Annotated in this window: 21 protein-coding genes and 1 riboswitch; of the genes, 16 read left to right on the top strand and 5 right to left on the bottom strand. The window is 72.2% G+C overall.

Translation table 11 applies throughout. From position 1 onward, the window contains the following. Positions 1-87 precede the first annotated feature (87 nt). The 5 genes from OO57_RS07510 (at position 88) to OO57_RS07490 (ending at position 3,710) form a co-directional block, all read left to right on the top strand. Complete coding sequence (locus OO57_RS07510) at positions 88-435, top strand: GntR family transcriptional regulator (RefSeq protein WP_033251503.1); 348 nt, start codon at positions 88-90, stop codon at positions 433-435. Beyond that, positions 432-1,418: a DUF1648 domain-containing protein gene (locus tag OO57_RS07505; RefSeq protein WP_234337251.1), complete on the top strand. Its 987-nt coding sequence runs from the start codon at positions 432-434 to the stop codon at positions 1,416-1,418. The genes OO57_RS07510 and OO57_RS07505 overlap by 4 nt, the downstream gene beginning before the upstream one ends. Positions 1,419-1,598: 180 nt before the next feature. After that, positions 1,599-2,078 carry a GNAT family N-acetyltransferase gene (locus OO57_RS07500; RefSeq protein WP_033251502.1) on the top strand — a complete coding sequence of 160 codons (480 nt, stop codon included), beginning with the start codon at positions 1,599-1,601 and terminating at the stop codon, positions 2,076-2,078. Between the two features lie 170 nt (positions 2,079-2,248). Further along, positions 2,249-2,662: an anti-sigma regulatory factor gene (locus tag OO57_RS07495; RefSeq protein WP_033251501.1), complete on the top strand. Its 414-nt coding sequence runs from the start codon at positions 2,249-2,251 to the stop codon at positions 2,660-2,662. A 136-nt stretch (positions 2,663-2,798) separates the two neighbouring features. Next, a complete protein-coding gene (locus OO57_RS07490; RefSeq protein WP_234337250.1) occupies positions 2,799-3,710 on the top strand; it encodes an RNA polymerase sigma factor SigF in 912 nt (303 codons plus the stop codon). A gap of 86 nt (positions 3,711-3,796) precedes the next feature. Here OO57_RS07490 and OO57_RS07485 read toward each other — a convergent pair whose 3' ends face one another. Beyond that, positions 3,797-4,234 (bottom strand): hypothetical protein, encoded by a 438-nt coding sequence (locus OO57_RS07485; RefSeq protein WP_033251500.1) that lies wholly within the window; start codon positions 4,232-4,234, stop codon positions 3,797-3,799. Between the two features lie 51 nt (positions 4,235-4,285). Between OO57_RS07485 and OO57_RS07480 the strand changes: the two genes are divergently transcribed. Both OO57_RS07480 and OO57_RS07475 read left to right on the top strand, forming a co-directional pair. Beyond that, positions 4,286-5,257, top strand: coding sequence for a diacylglycerol/lipid kinase family protein (locus OO57_RS07480; RefSeq protein WP_033251499.1), 972 nt, complete (start codon positions 4,286-4,288; stop codon positions 5,255-5,257). A gap of 342 nt (positions 5,258-5,599) precedes the next feature. Next, the gene (locus tag OO57_RS07475) at positions 5,600-5,851 is read left to right on the top strand and encodes a WhiB family transcriptional regulator (protein ID WP_014138019.1); all 252 of its coding nucleotides are present in this window, start codon (positions 5,600-5,602) and stop codon (positions 5,849-5,851) included. 385 nt (positions 5,852-6,236) lie between these two features. Here the strand turns inward: OO57_RS07475 and OO57_RS07470 are convergent, their stop codons facing one another. The 3 genes from OO57_RS07470 to OO57_RS07460 form a co-directional block, all read right to left on the bottom strand. Next, entirely contained in the window at positions 6,237-7,757 is a 1,521-nt protein-coding gene (locus OO57_RS07470) for a sensor histidine kinase (protein ID WP_033251498.1), read from the bottom strand. A gap of 392 nt (positions 7,758-8,149) precedes the next feature. After that, positions 8,150-9,208, bottom strand: a complete 1,059-nt coding sequence (locus tag OO57_RS07465; RefSeq protein ID WP_033251497.1) for an SIS domain-containing protein — start codon at positions 9,206-9,208, stop codon at positions 8,150-8,152. Positions 9,209-9,404: 196 nt separating this feature from the next. Beyond that, positions 9,405-10,709: an extracellular solute-binding protein gene (locus OO57_RS07460; protein WP_033251496.1), complete on the bottom strand. Its 1,305-nt coding sequence runs from the start codon at positions 10,707-10,709 to the stop codon at positions 9,405-9,407. 1,245 nt (positions 10,710-11,954) lie between these two features. Here OO57_RS07460 and OO57_RS07455 point away from each other — a divergent pair. The 8 genes from OO57_RS07455 to OO57_RS07420 all read left to right on the top strand — a co-directional run bounded on the left by OO57_RS07455 (position 11,955) and on the right by OO57_RS07420 (position 20,971). Next, positions 11,955-13,253: an extracellular solute-binding protein gene (locus OO57_RS07455; protein WP_234337249.1), complete on the top strand. Its 1,299-nt coding sequence runs from the start codon at positions 11,955-11,957 to the stop codon at positions 13,251-13,253. 158 nt (positions 13,254-13,411) lie between these two features. After that, positions 13,412-14,401 (top strand): carbohydrate ABC transporter permease, encoded by a 990-nt coding sequence (locus OO57_RS07450; protein ID WP_234337248.1) that lies wholly within the window; start codon positions 13,412-13,414, stop codon positions 14,399-14,401. Then, a complete protein-coding gene (locus OO57_RS07445; RefSeq protein ID WP_033251493.1) occupies positions 14,398-15,318 on the top strand; it encodes a carbohydrate ABC transporter permease in 921 nt (306 codons plus the stop codon). The genes OO57_RS07450 and OO57_RS07445 overlap by 4 nt, the downstream gene beginning before the upstream one ends. A 63-nt stretch (positions 15,319-15,381) precedes the next feature. Next, positions 15,382-16,956, top strand: a complete 1,575-nt coding sequence (locus tag OO57_RS07440) for a glycoside hydrolase family 3 protein (RefSeq protein WP_033251492.1) — start codon at positions 15,382-15,384, stop codon at positions 16,954-16,956. 184 nt (positions 16,957-17,140) lie between these two features. Further along, on the top strand, positions 17,141-17,926 hold the full coding sequence (locus OO57_RS07435) for a GntR family transcriptional regulator (RefSeq protein ID WP_033212033.1): 786 nt from the start codon (positions 17,141-17,143) through the stop codon (positions 17,924-17,926). Between the two features lie 201 nt (positions 17,927-18,127). Continuing rightward, complete coding sequence (locus OO57_RS39205; protein WP_051776809.1) at positions 18,128-18,433, top strand: DUF3311 domain-containing protein; 306 nt, start codon at positions 18,128-18,130, stop codon at positions 18,431-18,433. Then, on the top strand, positions 18,430-20,049 hold the full coding sequence (gene mctP / locus OO57_RS07425; protein ID WP_033251491.1) for a monocarboxylate uptake permease MctP: 1,620 nt from the start codon (positions 18,430-18,432) through the stop codon (positions 20,047-20,049). Before OO57_RS39205 ends, mctP begins: the two co-directional genes overlap by 4 nt. Positions 20,050-20,212: 163 nt before the next feature. Further along, a complete protein-coding gene (locus OO57_RS07420; protein ID WP_051776807.1) occupies positions 20,213-20,971 on the top strand; it encodes a histidine phosphatase family protein in 759 nt (252 codons plus the stop codon). 81 nt (positions 20,972-21,052) lie between these two features. On the opposite strand, the gene OO57_RS07415 is transcribed toward OO57_RS07420, so the two are convergent. Continuing rightward, positions 21,053-22,033: a helix-turn-helix domain-containing protein gene (locus OO57_RS07415; protein ID WP_033251490.1), complete on the bottom strand. Its 981-nt coding sequence runs from the start codon at positions 22,031-22,033 to the stop codon at positions 21,053-21,055. Between the two features lie 269 nt (positions 22,034-22,302). Between OO57_RS07415 and OO57_RS07410 the strand changes: the two genes are divergently transcribed. Continuing rightward, positions 22,303-22,797, top strand: a complete 495-nt coding sequence (locus OO57_RS07410) for a GNAT family N-acetyltransferase (protein WP_033251489.1) — start codon at positions 22,303-22,305, stop codon at positions 22,795-22,797. A 226-nt stretch (positions 22,798-23,023) separates the two neighbouring features. Continuing rightward, positions 23,024-23,162, top strand: a riboswitch (cobalamin riboswitch). Positions 23,163-23,385 lie beyond the last annotated feature (223 nt).

Below are 23,385 nucleotides of genomic sequence, written 5' to 3'. Positions count from 1 at the left end.
CCTCCCACCTCCCCGCCTCCCCACCTCCCCGCTTCCCCGCTTCCCCGCTTCCCCCTAGAAGTCGATGGTGATAGTTTCATTAGCACCATGCTGTTGAGACTGGACACCAAGGACACCCGGCCCCTGCACGAGCAGATCGCCGCCGCCGTCCGCCGCGCCGTCGCCGAGGGCGAATGCCGCCCGGGCGACCGGCTGCCCTCCGCGCGGGACCTCGCCGAGGCGCTCGACGTGAACGTCAACACCGTGCTGCGCGGTCTGCGCGACCTGCGCGACGCCGGGGTGCTGGAGTTCCGCCGGGGCCGGGGCGTGACCGTCGCGGCCGGGGCCGACCGGCGTTCGGGGCTGCTGGAGCAGGCCCGCGCGCTGGTCGCGGAGGCCGCCCGGTGCGGCTACAGCAGGGACGAACTCGTCGAACTGATCAGGGGGATGCCGTGACCGGGCAGGAGAAGGAGAGCAGGGAGCGGGGCGGCCTGCTGTGGCCGACGCTCTGGGTGGCGGGCACGACGGCGCTGACCGCCGTGCTGCCGCTGACCGTGGCCGACCGGTTGCCCGACCGGCTGGCCACCCACTGGCGCGGCAGCACCGCGGACGGCTCGATGCCGCTGTGGGCGGCCTGCCTGGTGCCCGCGCTGATCTGGGCGGTGCTGGGCACCGCGGGCCTGCTGACCCTCCGCCGGGGCGACGCGCTGCTGCGGGTCTGGAACCTGGCCGGCCTGCTGGCGGGCGGCGTGCTGTTCCTCGGCCTGCAGACCGCCGCGGTCCGCGCCAACCTCGACCGCACCGACTGGCACGGGGCCGGGCTGCCGGTCGGCTGGCTCCTCGGCGCCTTCGCGGCCGCGCTGCTGACCGCCGCGGCGGTGCGGCTGCTGGGCGGGCGCGGCCTGGCGGCGGCCGCTCCCCCGGTGCCCGCGGGCCCGGTGCTGGAACTGGCCGAGGGCGAGCGCCTGGTGTGGTTCTCCCGGGCCGCCAACCCGGCGCTGCGGGTGCTCGCGGCGGTCGGCGGCCCGGCGGCCGCGGTGGCGCTGGTGGGTGCCGCGACGGGCCTGTTCGGGGCCGGGTGGGGCTGGCCGCTGTTCGCGGTGCTGGCGGTGGTCGCCGGGTCGGCGGCGTGCTGCTCCTCGGTGCGGGTCCGGGTCTCCGAGGCCGGTCTGGAGGTGGCGCTGGGCGTGTTCGGCCTGCCGACCCGCCGCTGGACGCTGTCCGAGCTCGACTCGGCCCGGGTCGAACGCCGGCTGCCCTCCCAGGTCGGCGGCTGGGGCTACCGGCTGAACGGGCTCGGCACCACGGTGATGCTGCGCTCCGGCGAGTGCCTGGTGGTGCGGGTCCTGGCCACCGGCCACGACTTCGCGGTCAGCGTCGACGACGCGGAGCGCGGCGCCGCCCTGCTGAACGCGCTGCGCGCCCGGCAGTCCGCCTGACCCCGGAGAGCCCTCCCGGAAGCCCTCCCGGAAGGCCCCCGGGGGCCCGCACCCGCCCCCGTCCACCCGCAGGAACCCGCCCGTGCCCGGGGCGCGCCGTCCGGAGACCGTTTCCGGCGGTGCCGCCCCGGGCATAAAGGCCATTCCGGATGAAGGGGTGAGATGAGTACGCTCGACCGTATGATCCGCACCGCGACCCCCGCCGACGTCCCCTTCGTCCACGCCATGATCCGCGAACTCGCCGAGTACGAGCGGGCGCTGCCCGAGGCGAAGGCCACCGAGGAGCAGCTGCACGACGCGCTGTTCGGCGAGCACCCGGCGGTGTTCGGCCTGATCGCCGAGGAGGAGTCCGGCGAGCGGGTCGGTTTCGCGCTCTGGTTCCGCAACTTCTCGACCTGGCGCGGCACGCACGGCATCTACCTGGAAGACCTGTACGTCCGCCCGGAGAAGCGCGGCGGCGGCCACGGCAAGGCGCTGCTGACCGAGCTGGCCCGGATCTGCGTGGAGCGCGGCTACCAGCGGCTGGAGTGGTCGGTGCTGGACTGGAACGAGCCGTCGATCGGCTTCTACAAGTCGCTCGGCGCGGTGCCGATGGACGAGTGGACGGTCTTCCGGCTGACCGACGGCGCGCTCGCCGAGCTCGGCTCCGAGCCGCGCTGAGCGCGCCCCGTTCGAACCGTGGTCCCTCGTTCCCGTGACGGTGGCGCGAGATCACGACAGACCGCCCCCGGGCGCGGTAACGTCTCGGGGCACAAGGCAGTTGAACCGAGCCAGTAGTGGTGTTGGCAGCTCCCCGGCCGCAAGCACCGTGCGCCACCCAGGAGGTGAGGGTGTCCCAGATCGACGGCGAGCCCGGAGTGAAGGACTTCGTTGAGGTCCGGCTGCCCGCGGCGGGTGCCTATCTCTCGGTGCTGCGAACGGCGACGGCCGGTCTCGCGGCCCGGCTCGACTTCACCCTGGACGAGATCGAGGATCTCCGGATCGCGGTGGACGAGGCGTGCGCGATCCTGCTCCAGCAGGCCGTGCCCGGTTCGATCCTGAGCTGCGTGTTCCAGTTGGTGGGCGATTCGCTGCGGGTCACGGTCTCCGCGCCGACCACCGACGGCCGGGCCCCGGAGCGGGACACCTTCGCCTGGACGGTGCTCTCCGCGCTGGCCGGCGAGGTCGACTCGACGGTGGGCTCGGACAACACGGTCTCCATCAGCCTGCACAAGAAGCGCGGCGGGTCGCCGGGCCAGCCGTAGGTAGTGACGTGTTCTCGGAACGGAACGGGTGATCGCCGTGAGTGATCTGGACCGCACAGTTGCCGTCGTACCGCCGCAGGCGAGCGTCGCCCGCCCCGCCACCCCTGACGAAGCCCTCCCGAAGGACTCCCACCGGATGAGCCAGCCGACCGACCCGAAGCCCGAGCTGCCCGAGGCGGCGCCCGGGCCCGAGACGGCACCCGCTGCCGGGCCCGCGGCGGACGACGGTCCGGCGGCGGCGGCCGCCGAGGCCGTCCGCTCGACCGTGCCGGCCCAGGGGCACCGCAGCGGCGCCCCGGACCGCGAGGCGGCCCGGGCGCTGTTCGTCCGGCTGTCCGAGCTGCCGGAGGGTTCGGCGGAGCGGGTGGAGATCCGCAACCAGCTGGTCCGGATGCACATCCCGCTGGTGGAGCACCTGGCCCGGCGCTTCCGCAACCGCGGCGAGCCGCTGGACGACCTGACCCAGGTCGCCACCATCGGCCTGATCAAGTCGGTGGACCGGTTCGACCACGAGCGCGGCGTGGAGTTCTCCACGTACGCGACGCCGACCATCGTCGGCGAGATCAAGCGGCACTTCCGCGACAAGGGCTGGGCGGTGCGGGTGCCGCGCCGCCTGCAGGAGCTGCGGCTGTCGCTGACCACGGCGACCAGCGAACTGTCCCAGCGGCACGGCCGGTCGCCGACGGTGCACGAGCTGGCCGAGCACCTGGGCATCTCGGAGGAGGACGTGCTGGAGGGCCTGGAGTCCGCCAACGCGTACTCCACCCTCTCGCTGGACGTGCCGGACAGCGACGACGAGTCGCCCGCCGTGGCGGACACCCTGGGCGCGACCGACGAGGCGCTGGAGGGCGTCGAGTACCGCGAGTCGCTGAAGCCGCTGCTGGCCCAGCTGCCGCCCCGGGAGCAGAAGATCCTGGTGCTGCGGTTCTTCCGGAACATGACCCAGTCGCAGATCGCGGCCGAGGTCGGCATCTCGCAGATGCACGTCTCCCGGCTGCTGGCCCGCACCCTGGCGCAGCTGCGCGAGAAGCTGCTGGTCGAGGAGTAGGCCCCCGCAGCGGCCCGTGGAACGCCGCAGGGCCCGTCCCCACCCGGGGACGGGCCCTGCGTCCGTCCGCGTCCGTCCGCGGGCGGCTACTGCGGCCCGTCGCCGGGGGTGCCGTACAGCACGGCGGTGACCCTGGGGTTGAGCAGGGCGCCGATGCCGACCAGGCCGAGCAGGCCGACCGCGACGCCGACGGCGGCCATCGCACCGCCGGACTCCCACATGTAGTACGCGACGGGCAGGCAGATGGAGTTGGTGAGCACGGCGGGGCTGCGGCCCCAGCGCTGCCCGCGCAGCAGGGCGCGGCCGGCGAGCAGCGGCAGCAGGCCCATCAGCAGCAGGACGGCGCCGCCGAGCTCGGCGCGGCCGAAGTCGGCGTCCGCGCCGGTGAAGCCGGAGGCCAGGTTGTAGACGCCCCAGGCGGCCATCGCCGCGCCCTCCAGCGCGGTGAGCGCCGAGCCGACGAGCAGCGGGACGGGCCGGGCGGCGGGGGCGGCGGCGGGGGCGGTGGCGGATTCAGCGGTCACCGGGCCAGGGTAACGGTCGGCTCGCGCCGGGCGGGTCGTAGGCTGATCACCATGCGCGCTCTCCTGGTCGTGAACCCGAAGGCGACCACCACCAGTGGCCGGACCCGGGACGTCCTGACCCATGCCCTGCGCAGCGACCTGAAACTGGAGGTCGCGCAGACCCAGTACCGCGGCCACGCCCGCGACTTGGCGCAGCGGGTGACCGAGGACGGCTCGGTGGACCTGGTGGTGGCGCTGGGCGGGGACGGCACGGTCAACGAGGTGGTGAACGGCCTGCTGGCGCACGGCCCGGGCGAGCGGGTGCCGCGGCTGGCGGTGGTGCCGGGCGGTTCGACGAACGTGTTCGCCCGGGCGCTGGGCCTGCCGAACGACCCGGTGGAGGCGACGGGTGCGCTGCTGGACGCGCTGGCGGACCGCCGGGAGCGGTCGATCGGCCTGGGCAAGGCGCTGACCGACGGGCTGCCGGACCGCTGGTTCACGTTCACCGCGGGCCTTGGCTTCGACGCGGGCGTGGTCGGCCGGGTGGAGCGCCAGCGCCGTGCGGGGCGCAAGTCCACGCACGCGCTCTACGTCGTGGAGGCGCTCCGGCACTACGTCACTGAGCGTGAGCACCGCCGTTCGGGGCCGATCTCCCTGGAGATCAACGGCCAGGACCCGGTGCCGGGCATGGTGATGGCCGTGGTGTCCAACACCTCGCCGTGGACCTTCCTGGGTTCCCGTCCGGTCTTCCCCTCCCCCGCGGCGTCCTTCGAAACCGACCTCGACATCTTCGGCATCACTCGAATGACCGCGTTCCGGACCGCTCGAACGGTCCGTCAGATCCTCCGCCCGCTGCCCGCGGCGGAGGGGGGTGCGCGCCCGGCCGGGCCCTCCGGGAAGCACCTCGTCTCCTATCACGACGTTCGGCACTTCACCTTGGTTTCAGAGGAACCGGCCCCGTTTCAGGTCGACGGGGACCACCTTGGAGACAGGAGTCGCGTCAGTTTCACAGGCGTACGACGGGCACTGCGTGTGATTGTGTGACCAGAAGGGGGTCGCAACCTTGCTCTCGAACGTTCGAACCCCTTCACCCCATAGAAGTACTGCCTGTGAGGTAGGCGACACCGAAGAATCAAAAATTTCTTGCCGAAGGGGGTTGTATCCGGCTCCGAGGTTTGCGAACCTCTACATGGCGATCGGGACACACCGCAGCGGGACACCGCGGGAGAGCCCCTGGAATCGCCGAACCCCCCTCAGCACAGACCGCCCGGGCCCGGTGGGCCTTAGGTCCCTTTTGCTGTTGCGGGATTCGTGAAAGCGTTCACATTCACAAGCCATTCGAGTGAGTCACGGGCCACCGCCCGCGACCGGAGGAGTTGGACGACCATGGACTGGCGCCACCGCGCTGTCTGCCGCGAAGAGGACCCGGAGCTGTTCTTCCCGATCGGGAACACCGGCCCTGCTCTGCTGCAGATCGAGGAAGCCAAGGCCGTGTGCCGCCGTTGTCCCGTGATGGAGCAGTGCCTGCAGTGGGCACTGGAGACCGGCCAGGACGCCGGCGTCTGGGGCGGCATGAGCGAGGACGAGCGTCGTGCGATGAAGCGCCGCGCTGCCCGCAACCGCGCCCGCACCGCCTGACACACCCGCTGACGCACCGTCAGCACGCAGTACGGATCAACTTACGATCAAGGGTTCGGCCGCGACTGGCCGGCCGAGCCTTCCCGAACGGGCCCCGCTCGATCCGCGGGGCCGACGACGCGAGCCGTCCAGGCACTTGATACTGTTCACTTAGAGCAATATTGTTGGCCTGTGGCGCTCACCGTGTGCAACGCACGGAGGCGGGCGTCGCGCCATCACCAGAAGCCCCCGTTCCGGCCGACTCCCCCCGACGGCCGGACCGGGTCGAGAGGCCCTGCCGACCCACCCCCCCCGGTCGGCAGGGCCTCGTTTCTGTCTCCGGGGGTCCGGTGGCCCGGCGGCCCCGGGGATCCGGGGCCACCGGGGTCCGGCCGGGCGGCCGTGCTCAGCGGACGGGGATCTCCAGCACCACCTTGGTACCGCCCTCGGGCGCGGCCACCATGTCGAAGGTGCCGCCGAGTTCGCCGGTGGCCAGGGTGCGGACGATCTGCAGGCCGAGGTTGCCGGCCTGCTGCGGGTCGAAGCCCTCGGGCATGCCGCGACCGTCGTCCTGCACGGTGATCAGCAGGTACTCCTCGGGCTTGGCGCCGTTGTTCCAGGTCTCCGACCAGCCCGTGCCGCCGGAAGGGGCGCGGCCGCGCAGCGCGCTGACCTCCATGCTGCCGGAGGCGCTGGGGCCGAAGGCGTGCTCCAGGGCGTTCTGGGTGAGTTCGGTGAGGATCATCGCCAGCGGGGTGGCGACCTCGGCGGACAGGATGCCGAAGGAGCCGCTGCGGCGGGCCACCACCCGTCCGTCCTGGGAGAGTTCCATCACCATCGCCAGCACCCGGTCGGCGATCTCGTCGAAGGCGACCGACTCGTCCAGGGCCTGCGAGAGCGTCTCGTGCACGATGGCGATCGAGCCGACCCGGCGGACGGCCTCGTCGAGGGCGGCCCGGCCGGCGGCCGAGTCCATCCGGCGGGACTGCAGCCGCAGCAGCGCGGCGACGGTCTGCAGGTTGTTCTTCACCCGGTGGTGGATCTCCCGGATGGTGGCGTCCTTGGTCATCAACTCGCGGTCGCGGCGCCGCAGTTCGGTGACGTCCCGGCAGAGCACCAGGGAGCCGGTGGGGGTGCCCTTGGGCTTGAGCGGGATGGTCCGCAGGGTCACCACGCCGCCCTGCGCCTCGACCTCGGTCTGCCGGGGCGCCCAGCCGCTGGCCATCTTCACCAGCGCCTCGTGCACCGCGCCGCGGCTGGGCGGCACCAGTTCGGCGGTGCTCCGCCCGAGGTGACTGCCCACCAGGTCGGTGGTCAGCCCGAGCCGGTGGTAGGCGGAGAGCGCGTTGGGGCTGGCGTACGTCACCACGCCCTCCACGTCGAGCCGGATCAGGCCGTCGCCGACCCGCGGCGCGGCGTCCATGTCGGCCTGCTCGGCGCCGGGGAAGGGGAAGCTGCCGGCCGCGATCATCTGGGCCAGGTCGGAGGCGCTCTGCAGGTAGGTGAGCTCCAGCCGGCTGGGGGTGCGGACGGTCAGCAGGTTGGTGTTGCGGGCGATCACGCCGAGCACCTTGCCGTCCCGTCGCACCGGGATGGACTCCACCCGCACCGGCACCTCCTCCCGCCACTCCGGGTCGCCCTCGCGGACGATCCTCCCCTCGTCGTAGGCGGCGTCCAGCAGCGGGCGGCGGCCGCGCGGCACCAGGTGGCCGACCATGTCGTCCTGGTACGAGGTGGGGCCGGTGTTGGGCCGCATCTGGGCCACCGAGACGTAGCGGATGCCGTCCCAGGTGGGGATCCACAGCACCAGGTCGGCGAAGGACAGGTCGGAGAGCAGCTGCCACTCCGAGACCAGGAGGTGCAGCCACTCCACGTCGGCACCGGTGAGGGTGGTGTGGCGGCGGACGAGTTCGTTCAGCGAGGGCACACGGTGAGCGTATCGCCGACCACCTGCCCGTACGTTGTCCAGACCAATTGCGGGGCGCCTCTGGACAACCCAGATTGGTCTAGTCCACAATGAACATGCACCAAGGAGAGGCCCTCCGCGCAACTGCCCTGACCGCGCGAGGCCCCTCCTCGGTCGGAGGCGTCGTTCGAGGGTCCCGCACAACTCTCGGACGGTCCCCGCCTCCGGCATACAGCTCCGGGCTACGGTGCCGCACAGGTTGAGGGTCCTGTGTCGGCGCCGTGGCCCGAAGTGTTTTCCGGCCCCTCCCGCTCTCCCCCGCCCCTCCCCGCCCGGTGTGAAGCTTCCACCGCGCGCCCCCGGACACGACGAAGCCGCCCCCGCAGGACCTCGCGGGGGCGGCTTCGCGCGTCTCAGTGGGTCTCGGTGACCTTGGCGAGCGCGCGGGGGGCGTCCGGGTCCTGGCCGCGGGCGATGGTGACCTCGTAGGCCAGCAGCTGCAGCGGCAGGATCTCCAGGATCGGCTGGACCTCCTGGGGCACGCCGGCCGGCAGCGCGAAGCCGGCGCTGGCGGCGTCGACCTGGTCCTGCTGGCCGATCACCACGAGGTCGGCGCCGCGGCCGCGCAGGCGGTCCAGGACGGGCTGCAGGGCCTCGCCGCCCTTGCCGTCCGGGACGATCGCGATGACCGGCGAGACGTTGTCCACCATGGCCAGCGGGCCGTGCAGCAGGTCCGCGCCGGAGAACGGGGAGGCCGGGATGTAGGTGGTCTCCATCAGCTTCAGCGCCGCCTCGCGGGCGGTCGGGTAGCCGTAGCCGCGCGAGGTGATGACCAGGCGCTGGGCGAAGCGGTAGCGCTCGGCCAGCGCCTTGACCTCGCCCTGCCGGGCCAGGATGCCCGCCGCCAGCTCGGGCAGCGCCTTCGCCGCGGAGCCGTCGCCGCCGCGCAGGCCCTCGACGAACAGGTACAGCGCCAGCAGCTCGGCGGTGTAGGTCTTGGTGGCGGGCAGCGCCTTCTCCGGCCCGGCCAGCACGTCGATGTGGAACTCGGAGACCTCGGCGAGCGGCGAGGCGGCGTTGTTGGTGACCGCCAGGGTGATCGCACCGGCCTCGCGGGCCGCCTTGGTGGAGGCCACCAGGTCGGGCGAGCCGCCGGACTGGCTGACCGTGACGACCAGGCAGTCGGTGAGGTCCGGCTTGGCGCCGTACGCGGTGGTGGTGGACATCGAGGTCAGGCCGGCCGGCTTGCCGAGCAGCACCTCGATCAGGTACTTGGCGTACAGCGCGGCGTTGTCGGAGGTCCCGCGGGCGGTCAGCAGGACGAAGCGCGGGTTGCGGGCGGCGATCTGCGCGGCGATCTCACGGATCGCGGGCGCGCCCTCGTCGAGGATGCGCTGCAGGACGGCCGGCTGCTCGGCCATCTCCGCCGACATGATCCTGCCGGGTACGGAAACAGTCTGCGGGTCGGACATCGGGGTGTGCCTCCGTGGAGAGATGGTTCTACCCCGTGGGGCGGGACGCCCGACGGGGACCTCTGAACGGCGGCGAGTCCGCACCCTCGCTGCATGGAACTGTTCTGTGCCGATCCTACGTGCGACCGGGCCCCGCAGCACACTCCGTGTCCGCCGCGGGGCCCGGTCCGAAGGCCCGGAACGCCGATCGGGCCGGTCAGCCCGGGTTGTTGATCAGCTGGTCGATCCGGGCGTCGGCCTCCTCGGTGGCGTCCGCGACGCTCTTGCCCGAGAAGATCGCGTTCAGCATGTCGACCAGGATGTTCTGCTTCTCGACCGCGCCCCAGCCGGGTGCCAGCGGGGTGAACCAGGCGTCCTGGACGGCGTTGGCGGCCGCGGCGGTGGTGGGCTTGTCCTTCAGCGGGGCCAGCTGGACCAGGTTGTTCGGCAGGGTGTCCTTGTCGGCCAGCACCTGCTCGGACTTCGCGCTGGTGAACATCCGCACCCAGTCGGTGGCCGCCTGCGCGCTCTGCGTCTTGGCGGTGACCGCCAGGTCGGAGCCGCCGATGAAGGAGGGCAGCGGCTTCCCGCCGGGGCCGGGCATCGCGGCGACCTTGAGCACGTCCTGCAGGGCCGGGGTGCCGGTGATCGGGGCGGTGGCGACGCTCTGCTCCCAGCCGTTGGCGTAGATCAGGCCGGCCTTCTCGTGGCCGAGCACCTTGGCCTGGTCCTGCTCGTTGACCTTGAGGTCGCCGCCCTTGTTGTACTTCCTCACCAGGTCGACGAAGTGCTGCAGGCCCTGCTGGGACTTGGCCTCGTGCAGGGTGCCGTGCCAGTTCCCGGCCGAGTCGAAGCGGGCGATCGAGCCGCCGTACGCGGTGACGTAGGACATCGCGGCGTACCAGTAGGGGCCGGGCAGGTACAGCGCCGAGTAGCCGGGGACGCCCTTGTACTTGGCCGCGACCTTGTCGAGGGCGCCGATCATGGCGTCCTCGTCCTGCGGGAGGTCCGCGGAGCCGGTGGCGTCCTGGAACATCTTCGAGTTGTAGATGCCGACGCGGGCGCCCGCGTAGTAGGGCACGCAGTAGAGCGCGTCCTTGTAGGTGCAGGTGTCGGCGAGACCCTTGATCCAGTTGTCGGAGTTGTCGAAGGTGTTCCGTTCCACCTTCAGCAGCGAGCCGTTGACGATGTACTTCAGGGTCTCGGTGTTGCCGAGCTCGACCACGTCCGGGGCGGCGCCCGCGGCGATCGCGGCGTCCAGCTCGGAGACCTTGCTGGACCACTCGTGGTAGCTGAGCTTGAGCTGGACGTTCGGGTACTTCTCGGCGAACTCGTCGTTGACCTGCTGCACCAGCTCGGGCCAGCTCTTCTGGGCGTCGTTCATCAGCCAGACGGTGACGGTGCCGGTCAAGTCCTTCGTGTCGACGTTCGTCGGTGAAGGCGACGGGCTGCCGGACGAGCAGCCTGCGGCGGTGGCCAACAGGGCAGCGGTGCTGAGCGTGGCCAGTACCTGACGCTTCACGCAATCCTCCGGATAGGGGCGGGGAGGTCTGCGCGGTGGTACAGACCAGATTTCCGGATCTTGGCCTAGACCAATTTGGGGCGTCAACGCGGGTGCTGTTTCGCACCCTGCTCGTTGTCAATCCGTTGCCTTCCTTGGCCCGACCACGTCAACCCTCCCCGGGGGCCGCCCCGCGCGCATGACTTTAGGGTCACTTAAGGTGACCCTCGGTGAGGCGAATGGATCACCGCCAATTCCCGGAATCCCCGCGCCCCCGATTTATCCGGCGCCGCCCCGGGCGGCCGCCCGCCCGCCCCGCCCGCCGGAGCCCCGGGGGCCGGGCCGCCACCCGTCGGATACGCACGAGTTCACCCCCGGACGGGATCGGCGCACCCTGGCACCGTCCCCCGTCGGGCCCGGCCGGTGCCGGGGCCTGCGGCGGCGCACCCCGGAGCCGCTCGCGCGCGGGGCCGCGCGCGAACGCCGCCGGGCCCGGGGCGCCGCAGAACACCGGCCCCGCGGGCCACTTGGCGGCGGACGCCGGGGATCCCGGGAAATCCGCGGAACTGCCGACCGGGATTCCCGCCCCGGCCATTGCCGGACCCGGCCGGAAAACCGGGGAGGAAGCCCCGCCATTGGCCCCTCGGTATTGAGCCGGGAAACTCCGCCGCTTTCACCCCGGGCCCGCGCACCCCGCGGCCGCACCGACCGACGCCCCGCCCGGCGCCCCCGCGCAGCGCCCTCGTACGGGCGCGGCACCCGGCCGTGCGGCGCGCGGCCGTGCGGCGCGCGGCCGTGCAGCGCGGCCGTGCAGCGCGGCCGTGCAGCGGGCCGTGAGGGACGCCACCCTTGCGCGCGACCCTCGCGCGGTGGCCGGTACCCGTTCTTGACATGGCCTCACAAATATGCCGCGGACGCGGCCCGCGACGCCGGGAGGTAACGGCCCGGTGCCCCGATAGGTCCCGTTTCCTCCCCACGTTGGTCCAGTCCAACACGGCCGAGTCAAGCGTTGATAACGGCTTGTGCAACCGCTCTTCGAGCCCTTGACGCTCGTCATTGGTCCATGCCAACCTCCAGGCGTTGGTCTAAACCAATGGTCTACTCCACCTCACGGATCGGCCCGCCGGAGACGGCAGTTCGTGTCCGTGTCATTCGGTGACGTTCCCCCATACGGCACAACGCAGCTCCAGGCCAGTCGGCCCAGCAGCCCGGTGCCCTACCTTGCTCATCCCTCTGGAGGATGGTTTGAACCGCAAGATCGCAGCCGTGGCCGCTATCGCCACCGTGCTCGTCGCCTCGGCCTGCTCGTCGTCTTCTTCGTCCGACAGCGGCAGCAAGTCGGGCGAGGTCCTGAGCAAGGACGGCAAGGGCAAGAAGATCACCGTCTGGCTGATGGACGACGCCCAGAAGCAGTGGAACGACGTGGTCGAGGCCGCCAAGACCCAGTTCAAGGCGGAGACCGGCGCCGACGTCGAGATCCAGTGGCAGACCTGGTCGAACTACACCACCAAGCTCGACACCGCCATGCTCTCGGACAACGCGCCCGACGCGATCGAGATCGGCAACACCCAGGCCGCGAAGTACATCGACGCCGAGTCCTTCGTCGACCTGACCTCGGTCAAGAGCAAGTTCGACAACTCGGACAAGTGGCTGGACTCCCTGGCCGCCTCCGGCCAGTCGGCCGACCACTCCAAGACCTACGCCGTCCCGTACTACGCCGGCGCCCGCGTCATGATCTACCGCAAGGACCTGTTCGAGGCCGCCGGTGTCGCCCAGGCCCCGACCACCCTGGCCGAGCTGAAGGACGCCCTGGCGAAGGTCAAGGCCGCCAACGCCGGCACCGCCAACTTCTCCGCCCTGTACCTGCCGGGCAAGAACTGGTACACCGCCGTCTCCTTCGGCGCCGGCTCCTTCGGCGTGGACAACGTCATCGCCAAGAAGGACGGCGACAACTGGTCCAGCACCCTCTCGGACGCGAAGTTCGTCGAAGGCATCTCCACCTGGAACGACCTGCAGAAGCAGTTCTCGGTCGGCGGCACCACCGCTGACGAGACCGACCAGGACGCGCTGATGGCCAAGGGCAACATCGCCGCCATCATCGGCAACGGCTGGGAGGTCGGCTCGGTCATCGACGAGAAGAACGGCAACCCGGCCCTCAAGGACAAGCTCGCCACCATCGCCCTCCCGGGCGCGGCGGCCGGCGACCCGACCCCGGCGTTCCTCGGCGGCTCCGACCTGGCCGTCCCGTCCAACGCCAAGAACCCGGGCCTGGGCGCGACCTTCCTGCAGATCTTCACCAACACCGCGCAGCAGACCGCGCTCGCCAAGCACGCGATCCCGAACGCGAAGAACCTGGTCGCCGCCTACAAGCAGGCCGACCCGGCGAACGTCGCGGCCGGCTCCGCCGCCGAGGGCAAGACCTGGTTCATCCCGAACTCCCCGATGTGGTCCGGCTCGAACGAGACCGCGCTGAAGAACGCCCTCAGCGCGATCGCCGCCGGTGGCGACCCGGCCGCCGAGCTCAAGAAGGCCGAGGCCGACGTCATCAAGGGCCTGAACGGCTGACCGACCGGCTGAACACGCAGGTCCGTCCGGGGAGTCCGGAACGCCTCGGGCGGACCACCGCACTGAGCGCAGGTTAGGGGGTGGGCAGTCCGCGATCACGCGGACTGCCCACCCGTGCGCCAGGACCGACCAGATCCGCGGGCCCGGGAAGGACCCTGATGAGTGTGACCACCGACGAGACCGTGACGCGGTCCGAGAACCAGGGGCCCGCCCCGGTGAAGAAGCTGCAGCGCCGCGGCGTCTTCGCGGGCGGCCAGTACATTCCCTACACCCTCCTGCTGCCCGCGGTCATCGTGCTGTTGGGCGTCCTGGTGTACCCGATCTACAGGCTGTTCGACCTGGCGTTCCAGAACGTCAACAAGTTCGCCTACCTGAAGCACCCGGAGAAGGCCAAGTACATCGGCCTCGACGGCTTCGACAAGATCCTGCACGACGACACCTTCTGGGAGGTGATCCTCCGCTCGATCTACTTCACCGCGGAGCTGGTCATCCTCTCCATGGTGCTGAGCATGCTGATCGCGCTGCTGCTCAACCGGGTGTCGAACTGGGTCCGGGTCACGGTCTTCACCGTGATGATGTTCGTCTGGGCGATCCCGGCCCTGGTCAACGGCCAGGTCTTCCGCTGGCTGTTCGCCTCCAACGGCGGCGTGGTCGACTACGTCGCCTACCTGATCACCGGTGACGAGACCTGGAAGAACTACGACTGGTTCGCCGACCCGACCGTCGGCCTGTACGTGGTCGGTGCCGCCGTCGTCATCTGGGGCGCGCTGCCCTTCCTGGTGCTGGGCCTGTACGCCGCGCTCACCCAGGTGCCCAAGGAGCTGATGGAGGCCGCCAAGCTGGACGGCGCCAACGGCCTCCAGGCCTTCTTCCACGTGACCATCCCGGTCATCCGGCCCTTCCTGATGATCAGTGCCGCGCTCAGCTTCATCTGGGACTTCCAGGTGTTCGCGCAGATCTACGCGCTGCGCAACTCCTCGCCCGAGTCCGGCTACCAGACCATCGGCACCTACCTGTACATGGAGGGCATCGTCCCGTCCCGGTACAGCGACGCCTCGGTGATCTCGATCATCATGATCATCATGATGCTGGCGGCGCTCGTGTTCTACATCCGCCAGATGCTCAAGATCGGAGCCAACGAGCGATGAGCGACGTCCTTTCCCCCGCCCCGGAGACCCAGCAGCCGCTCCCGCCGGTCAAGAAGCCGAAGAAGTCCAAGGAGACCGAGGTCGGCCGCAGCGGCGTCATGACCTGGGTCTGGAACACCATCGCGCTGCTCGTCGCGGTCGTGATGGCCTTCCCGATCTACTGGATGGTCCTCACCACCTTCAAGACGAACAAGGACCTGATCTCCCAGAACCCGACGTTCTGGCCGTCCACGTTCTCGCTCGACAGCTACAAGACGATCTTCGACGACAAGGACTTCCTGCCGTCGCTGCAGAACACCGTGCTGCTGACCCTGGGCGCCGTGGTCCTCGGTGTCGCGGTCGGCTTCCTGGCCGCCGTCGCGGTGGCCCGGTTCAACTTCCGCGGCCGCAACTTCTTCATCGTCACCATGCTGGTGGTCCAGATGGTGCCGCTGATGGCGATCCTCATCCCGCTGTTCGTGCTGATGAACGAGATCAACATGACCGGCACCATCGTCGGCGTCATCCTCGCCTACCTGGTCTTCACCGTCCCGTACGTGATCTGGACGCTGCGCTCGTTCATCGTGAACATCCCGTCCGAGCTGGACGAGGCCGCGATGGTCGACGGCTGCACCCAGTGGGGCGCGTTCTTCCGCATCATCCTGCCGCTCACCATGCCCGGCCTGGTCACCACCGCGGTCTACAGCTGGATCCAGGCCTGGAACGAGTTCATCGTCGTCAAGACCCTCATGGCCACCAACGGCAAGAACACCTCGATGACCTGGCTGACGTTCTACTCGTCCACGCCCACCCGCGCCGCGGACTACGGCTCGCAGATGGCCGGCGGCCTGCTCGTCTCGCTGCCCGTCATCATCCTGTTCGTGTTCTTCCAGAAGAAGGTGTCGGCGGGTCTCACCGCCGGTGCGGTCAAGGGCTGAGCCCCTTCCTCACCCCTCACTGCACCTGAAACACCTCTCACCTCCAGGGAAGGAAACAAGGCGATGCCCGGTACGGAAAGCGCCGCTCTCCTCCGCGACGCCGGAGCGGTCCTGCAGCCCGGCTTCGCCGGTCTGACCGCGCCCGAGTGGCTGCGTCGCAGACTGGGCGACGGCGAACTCGGCGGCGTCGCCCTGTTCGGCCGCAACATCCGCACCCCGCAGCAGGTCGCCGCCCTGACCTCGGAGCTGTACGCGCTCAACGGCGACCTGCTGGTCGCCACCGACGAGGAGGGCGGCGACGTCACCCGCCTCGAGGTGGCCAGCGGCTCCTCCTACCCGGGGAACCTGGCGCTCGGTGAGGTCGACGACACCGACCTCACCGAGCGGGTCGCCCGCTCCATCGGGTTCGACCTGTCCAGCGTCGGCGTGAACCTCAACTACGCGCCCGACGCGGACGTCAACTCCAACCCGGACAACCCGGTGATCGGCGTCCGGTCCTTCGGCGGCGACGGCGACCTCGCCGCCCGCCACACCGCCGCGTACGTCCGCGGCCTGCAGTCCGCCGGTGTCGCGGCCTGCGCCAAGCACTTCCCCGGCCACGGCGACACGGCCGGCGACTCGCACCTGGGCCTGCCCCGGATCGACCTCGGCCTGGACCAGTTCGCCGAGCACCTGCTGCCCTTCCGCGCCGCCATCGCGGCCGGCGTGAAGAGCATCATGACCGCGCACATCCTGTTCGACGCCTACGACGCCCAGCTGCCCGCGACCATGTCGCAGCGCATCCTCACCGGCCTGCTCCGCGAGGAGCTCGGCTTCGACGGGCTGATCGTCACCGACGGCATCGAGATGGGCGCCATCTCCGGCACCCACGGCGTCGCGGCCGGCTCGGTGCGGGCCGTCGCGGCCGGTGCCGACACCATCTGCGTCGGCGGCGGCCTGGACGACGAGGACGCCTTCGTCTACCTGCGCGACGCCCTGGTCTGGGCGGTCCGCGAGGGCCGGCTCCCCGCCGAGCGCCTGCACGAGGCCGCCGAGCGCAACCGGGCCGTCGCCCGCTGGTCCGCCGGGGTGCGGGCCGCGCTGGTCGGCAAGCAGGCCGAGGTCGGCGTCGGCCTGACCGCCGCCCGCCGGGCGCTGCGGATCAGCGGCGAGCTCCGCCCGCTGGGCGGCGTCCCGCACGTGGTCGAGTTCTCCCCGGCCGCGAACATCGCGGTCGGCGACGAGACCCCCTGGGGCGTGGCCGGTCCGCTGGGCGAGCTGGTGCCCGGCACCACCTCCACCCGGGTCGCGCCGCCCGCGACCGTGACCGAGGGCTCCGGCCTGCTGCACGTCGAGGTCGCCGCCCACGACGTCGAGATCGACACCGCCCCGCTGGCGGGCGCGGCCGTCGGCCGCCCGCTGGTGCTGGTGGTGCGCGACGTCCACCGGCACGCCTGGATGCGCCGGGCCGCACTGGCCCTGGTCGAGCACCGGCCGGACGCGGTGGTGGTGGAGATGGGCACCGCCCACGGCGTGGCCGGGCTGTTCGCCCCCCGCGGGGTGACCACGCTGGCCACCTACGGCGGCTCGCGGGTCTGCGCGATCGCCGCGGCGGAAGCCCTCGCGGGGCTCGCGGTGACGGCCGCCAGGGCCGGCTGAGACACTCGGGACGGGCCCGGGACGGGTGCCAGGCGCCCCGTCCCGGGCCCGTCGCGTGCCCGGCGGGCCGCTTCGAATGCGGCCCGGGGCTCACGCTTGTTCTCCCGCGCGTGCAAACATGTGCTGTTACATAGGACTTAGGGGTCCGTTAAGGGACCGCCTCCAACGAGGAGTGAGAGCTGCCATGAGTGGCGACAGGGACACGGCGGCGCTCGCCGAGGGCTCCACCGTGCCGATCCAGACCGGCCCTGCCACCGCCACGGCCCGGGTCCCGAAGTACTACGGCCTCAAGCGGCACCTGCTGCAGCTGACCGAGACCCAGCCGGCCGGCACGCCGGTACCGCCGGAGCGCGCGCTGGCCGCCCAGTTCGACACCTCGCGCACCACCGTCCGGCAGGCCCTGCAGGAGCTGGTCGTCGAGGGCCGCCTGGAGCGCATCCAGGGCAAGGGCACCTTCGTCGCCAAGCCGAAGGTCGCGCAGGCCCTGCAGCTCACCTCGTACACCGAGGACATGCGCGCCCAGGGCCTGGAGCCGACCTCCCGCCTGGTCGAGGTCGCCTACATCTCCGCGGACGAGCGGCTCGCCCCGCTGCTGGACATCAAGCCCGGCGGCCGGGTGCTGCGGATCGAGCGCCTGCGCCTGGCCAACGGCGACCCGATGGCGATCGAGGTCGCGCACCTGTCCGCCAAGCGCTTCCCCGCGCTGCGGCGCAACCTGGCCAAGCACAACTCGCTGTACACCGCGCTGCGCGAGGTCTACGGGGTGACGGTCGCGGAGGCCGAGGAGACCATCGAGACCACCCTCGCCAACCCGCGCGAGGCCGGCCTGCTCGGCTCCGACCTGGGCCTGCCGATGCTGCAGCTGTCCCGGCACTCCTTCGACGCGGACGGCGCGCCGGTGGAGTGGGTGCGCTCGATCTACCGCGGCGACCGCTACAAGTTCATCACCCGACTGAACCGGCCCGCGTAACGGCGGTCCGGGTGACGGCGGCCCGCGTAACGGGCGGGTCGGCGTGGCGGCGGTCGGCACGTCGGCGCGTCCGGGTGGTGCCCGCGATCGGGTTGACGGCGGTGTGACAGGGGTCACTCCGCTGCCCTAGTCTCGCGAGGGACCTTCCGATCACCGGGGGTGCCGCCGAGGTGACTCCCCGTCGTCCCCCGGAGCCGCCCCGTGCCGTCCCCGTCCCCCCACGCGCCCGCCGCCGGCGCGCCTCCCGCGGTCTCCGCCGCCCGGGTGCTGGCCGGGCTGTGCCTGCTGGTGCCGGTCGTGGTGATGCTGTGGGTGCCGTCCTACAACAGGCTCGCCCCCGCCCTGGGCGGGATCCCGTTCTTCTACTGGTACCAGCTGCTGTGGGTGCCGGTGTCGGCGCTGTTCACCGGCACCGCGTACCTGCTGGTGCGGCGGGACGAGGCGGTGCGCCGGGCCTCCGCCGGGGTGCCGGTGCTGCCCGCCCCGAAGGACGGGGGCCGGGCGTGAGGCACGCGGACGGGACCGCGACGGCGGTGTTCCTGCTGTTCTTCGTCCTGGTGACGGTGATGGGCTTCCTGGCCTCGCGCTGGCGCCGCGCCGAGGACGCCGCGCACCTGCACGAGTGGGGCCTGGGCGGGCGGAACTTCGGCACCTGGGTGACCTGGTTCCTGCTCGGCGGCGACCTGTACACCGCGTACACCTTCGTCGCGGTGCCCGCGGCGGTGTACGCGGTGGGGGCGGCGGGGTTCTTCGCGGTGCCGTACACGGTGATCGCGTACCCGCTGGTGTTCCTGTTCCTGCCCCGGCTGTGGTCGGTGTCGCGGGTGCACGGCTACGTGACCCCGGCGGACTTCGTGCGCGGGCGCTACGGTTCGCGCGGCCTGTCGGTGGCGGTGGCGCTGACCGGGATCCTGGCCACCATGCCGTACATCGCGCTGCAACTGGTCGGCATCCAGGCCGTGCTGGACACCCTGGGGGTGGGCGGCAGCGGCAACTGGTTCGTCCGGGACCTGCCGCTGTTCGTCGCCTTCGGCGTGCTGGCCGCGTACACCTACTCGGCGGGACTGCGGGCCCCGGCGCTGATCGCGTTCGTCAAGGACGCGCTGGTGTACGTGGTGATCGTCGTGGCGGTGGTCTACATCCCGCTGCGGCTGGGCGGCTACGGGAGCGTGTTCGCGGCGGCGGCGCGGAAGTTCGCGGCGCCGGGGCCGCACGGGGGGCCGGGCGGCTCGCTGCTGCTGGGCGCCCCGGGGCAGTGGACGTACGCGACGCTGGCGTTCGGCTCGGCGCTGGCGCTGTTCATGTACCCGCACACGGTGACGGGCGTGCTGGCGTCCGGGTCGCGCGGCACGGTGCGCCGGAACATGGCGATCCTGCCCGCGTACTCGCTGGTGCTGGGGCTGCTGGCGCTGCTGGGGTTCCTGGCGATCGCGGCGGGGGTGGGCGCGGGCGTGCCGGGCTTCAACAGCCAGCTGGCGGTGCCGCAGCTGTTCGCGCAGATGTTCCCGTCCTGGTTCACGGGGGTGGCGTTCGCGGCGATCGGGATCGGGGCGCTCGTCCCGGCGGCGATCATGTCGATCGCGGCGGCGAACCTGTTCACCCGCAACGTGTACCGGGAGTTCCTGAAGCCGGACGCCACCCCGGCCGAGGAGACCCGGGTGGCGAAGCTCGCCTCGCTGCTGGTGAAGGTCGGCGCGCTGGCGTTCGTGCTGGTGATGGACAAGCAGGCCGCGATCAACTTCCAGCTGCTGGGCGGGCTGTGGATCCTGCAGACCGCGCTCGCCCTGGTCGCGGGCCTGTTCACCCGCTGGTTCCACCGCTGGGCGCTGCTCGCGGGCTGGGCGGTCGGGATGGCCTACGGGACGTGGACGGCCTGGGGCATCGCCTCCCCCGCCACCAAGCACTTCGGCGGGAACAGCGCGGAGGTCCCCGGCCTCGGCGAGACCGGCTACGTCGGCCTGACCGCGTTCGTGCTGAACCTGGCCGTCGCCGCGGTCCTGACGCCGGCCCTGCGGGCCCTGAGGGCCCCCGAGGGCGCCGACGAGACCGCCCGCGCCGACTACTCCGCGGAGGCCGGCGACGGGACCGTGGAGCGCGCCCCGCAGCCCGCGGCGGCGCACTGACGCACCAGGGGCGCGCACGATCGCGCCGTGCGCCCTGTGGTCGCGCCGTCGCCCCGATCGACACTGGGGTGGCGGCGCGGTCGTCCGTTATGACTGGCCGTTCGCCGGAGAGACCGGGAGAGACGACACCCACCGCACGCACCGACCACGGGGAGCCACCGCCATGACCGACCTCACCACGGTACGCAACGGGCACCGCCCCGAGGCCGAGCAGCCGGAGGGGGCGCGGCGGCTGCCCTCCGTGCTGGTCGCCACCCGGCACGGCGAGTCGACCGCCAACGTGGAGTTCCGGCACGCGGACGCCAGCGGGGCGCTGTCCGTCCCGATCACCTGCCGGGACGCCGACATCCCGCTCTCCCTGCACGGCCAGGACCAGGCCCGCGACCTGGGCCGCTGGTGGGCCGAGCGGCCGCCCGCCGAGCGGCCCCGCTCGGTGTGGTGCTCCCCGTACCTGCGCACCGCGGAGACCGCCCGGATCGCGCTGGCCCAGGCGTCCGGGCTGGGCGCGGTGCCGGTGGGCCTGGCCGTCCGCTACGACGAGCGGCTGCGGGACCGCGAACTGGGCGTGCTGGAGATGCTCACCAAGGCCGCGATCGAGCGCGACCACCCGGCGGAGGCCGAGCGGCGGCGGCGGATGGGCGAGCTGTACTACCGGCCGCCGGGCGGCGAGTCCTGGCTGGACGTGGCGCTGCGGGTCCGCGACCTGCTGCGCGACCTGGGCGAGGAGGAGGCCGGACGGCCGGTGCTGCTGGTCGCGCACGACTGCACGGTGCTGATGCTGCGGCACGTGCTGGACCGCCTCGGCGAGCAGGAGCTGCTGGCGCTGGACCCGGTGGCGAACTGCTCGACCAGCGTCTGGCGGGCCCGCGAGGGGCGGCTGCGGCCGGCCGGCTGGAACCAGACCGGCCACCTGTCGACCTGACCGGCCGCGCACCGGGCGCCGCCTGCCGCCCGACTGACCGCCCGCCCGACTGACCTCCCGCCCCGCCCCGCCCGCGCGGGGTCAGGCGTCCAGGTGCCGTTCGGCGGGCCGCGGGCCGCCGAACGCCCGCCGGTAGGCCTGCGGGGTGGTGCCGAGCCGGCGGGCGAAGTGGTGCCGCAGCGCGGCGGCGTTGCCGAAGCCGCAGCGGGCGGCGACCGCGTCCACGCTCTGCGCGGTGGACTCCAGCAGGCGCTGGGCGAGCAGCACCCGCTGGCCGGTGAGCCAGCGGTGCGGGGTGGTGCCGGTCTCCTGCCGGAAGCGGCGGGCGAAGGTGCGCGGCGACATGTGGGCGAGCCGGGCGAGCTGCTCGACGCCGGTGTCCCGGTCGAGGTGGCGGCGCATCCACTCCAGCACCCCGGCCAGCGACTCGCCGTCGGCCTCGGGCAGCGGGCGGTTGATGAACTGGGCCTGCCCGCCGTCGCGGTGCGGGGCGACCACCATCCGGCGGGCGATCTCCCGGGCCACCTCGGCGCCCTGCACCTTGCGGACCAGGTGCAGGCAGGCGTCGATGCCCGCGGCGGTGCCGGCCGAGGTGATGACGGGGTGGTCGTCGACGTACAGCACGTCGGGTTCGACGGTGGTCAGCGGGAAGCGCTCGGCCATCAGCGCGGCGTGGCGCCAGTGGGTGGTGCAGCGGCGGCCGTCGAGCAGTCCGGCCGCGCCGAGCAGGAAGCTGCCGGAGCAGATCGACAGCAGGTGGGCCCCGCGGTCGTGGGCGGTCCGGAGCGCCGCGCAGAGCTCCTCGGGGTAGTGCGCGCGGACGCCGGTGGCGGTGGCGATCACCAGGTCGGCCTCGGCGATCCGCTCGGGGCCGTGCGGGACGTCGACGGTGAAGCCCGCGTGGGTGCGCATCGGCCCGGGGCGGTCGCCGACCAGGGCGAAGTCGTAGACCGGCAGGCCGGATTCGCTCCGGTCCAGCCCGAACACCTCGCAGGCCACGCCCAGTTCGAAGGGGTGGACCTCTTCCAGCACCACGACGACGACGTTGTCCAGCTTCCGCATGCCGACAGGATGGCACTGGCAGGATTTCGTGGCAATGGTGCGTTCCTGCCACTCGTTCCGGCCGCCCGGCCGCAGCACAGTGGAGGCATGACCACCGCGCTCGCCCTGCTGGGCCTCATCGGCAGTTTCGGACTCCTCGGCGTCCTGGTCGGCCGCGACCTGGACCGCAACGGCCGCCACGGCCGCGACAACGCGCACCGCCCGACCGGCTACCCGTTCGACCCGGACCTGGCGGACCGGCGCCGCAGCCCGTCCGGCACACTGTCCGGATGCAGCCCCCGACCGTCCGCCGCGCCCTCGGCCGCGACCTCGCCGGAGCCGGGGAGGTCAGCGTCGAGGCCTTCGTCGGCGACGGCCACACCCGCCCCGGCTCGCCGTACACCGACCTCCTGCGCGACGCCGCCCGCCGCAACCGGGAGGCCGAACTCCTGGTCGCCGTCGACGGCGCCGGAGCGGTGCTCGGCTGCGTGACCTTCGCGCCGGGCGGCACCGCGTGGGCGGACGTCGCCCGGCCCGGCGAGGGCGAGATCCGGATGCTGGCGGTCGGCGCGGCGGCCCGCGGCCGCGGTGTCGGCCGGGCGCTGGTGACGGCGGCGGTCGGCCGCAGCCGGGAGCTGGGGCTGGCCGGGATGGCGTTCTCCACCCGCCCGGCGATGACCGCCGCGCACCGGGTCTACGACGCCCTGGGCTTCGTCCGCGCGCCCGAGCGGGACTGGTCGCCCGCCCCCGGCACGGACCTGCTGGTCTACACGATGCGCTTCTGAGGTCCCGGGGCCGTCCGGGCGGACTCCCCGGTTTTTCTCCGGCCGATCGGAAACATCCCCGCCCCGTTCCCCGTTCTCCCCCTCGGTCGCCCGCTTCGCCGGGGCCGCCCCCGACAGTGGCGGGCACGGTGCCGACGGTCCCTCAGGGGCCGTGCGGCCCGTTTCCGTTGTCTACGCGCGGCGCCGCCGACGCGACACGCGCTACTACATCTGGTGCTTCCAGCTCCAGCCGCCACTACATGTATGCTCACTCTCGCTGTCGACGCAGGGGAACCCGGTGAGAGTCCGGGGCTGCCCCGCAACGGTGAGCGGGCTGCAGCGACGCCCGCGCAGTCCGAGGACCTGCTGACGGTGTGCGACACGGCATCCCCGCAGACGCCATGCAGCACAGCTTTGCCGTCCGGTCTCGCGGGCGGACCGGGGGTGGGTCTTCCGCGCGCCGGAACGCGTCGTCGTTCCTTCGTGCCGCCTCCCCCTGGCCGCGTGCGGTGCCGGACACCAGAGAGCCACGTCCGCCGCCACAGGAGAGAGTGCGCCTTGACCGTCGCCGCCTCAGTCACCCTGCCGTCCCAGGGATCCTCCCCCAGC

It is taken from the genome of Kitasatospora phosalacinea (assembly GCF_000717185.1).
GTDB lineage: Bacteria > Actinomycetota > Actinomycetes > Streptomycetales > Streptomycetaceae > Kitasatospora > Kitasatospora phosalacinea_A.
The sequence above is the reverse complement of the archived record's forward strand: the minus strand, read 5'-3'. Positions and strand labels throughout refer to the sequence as shown.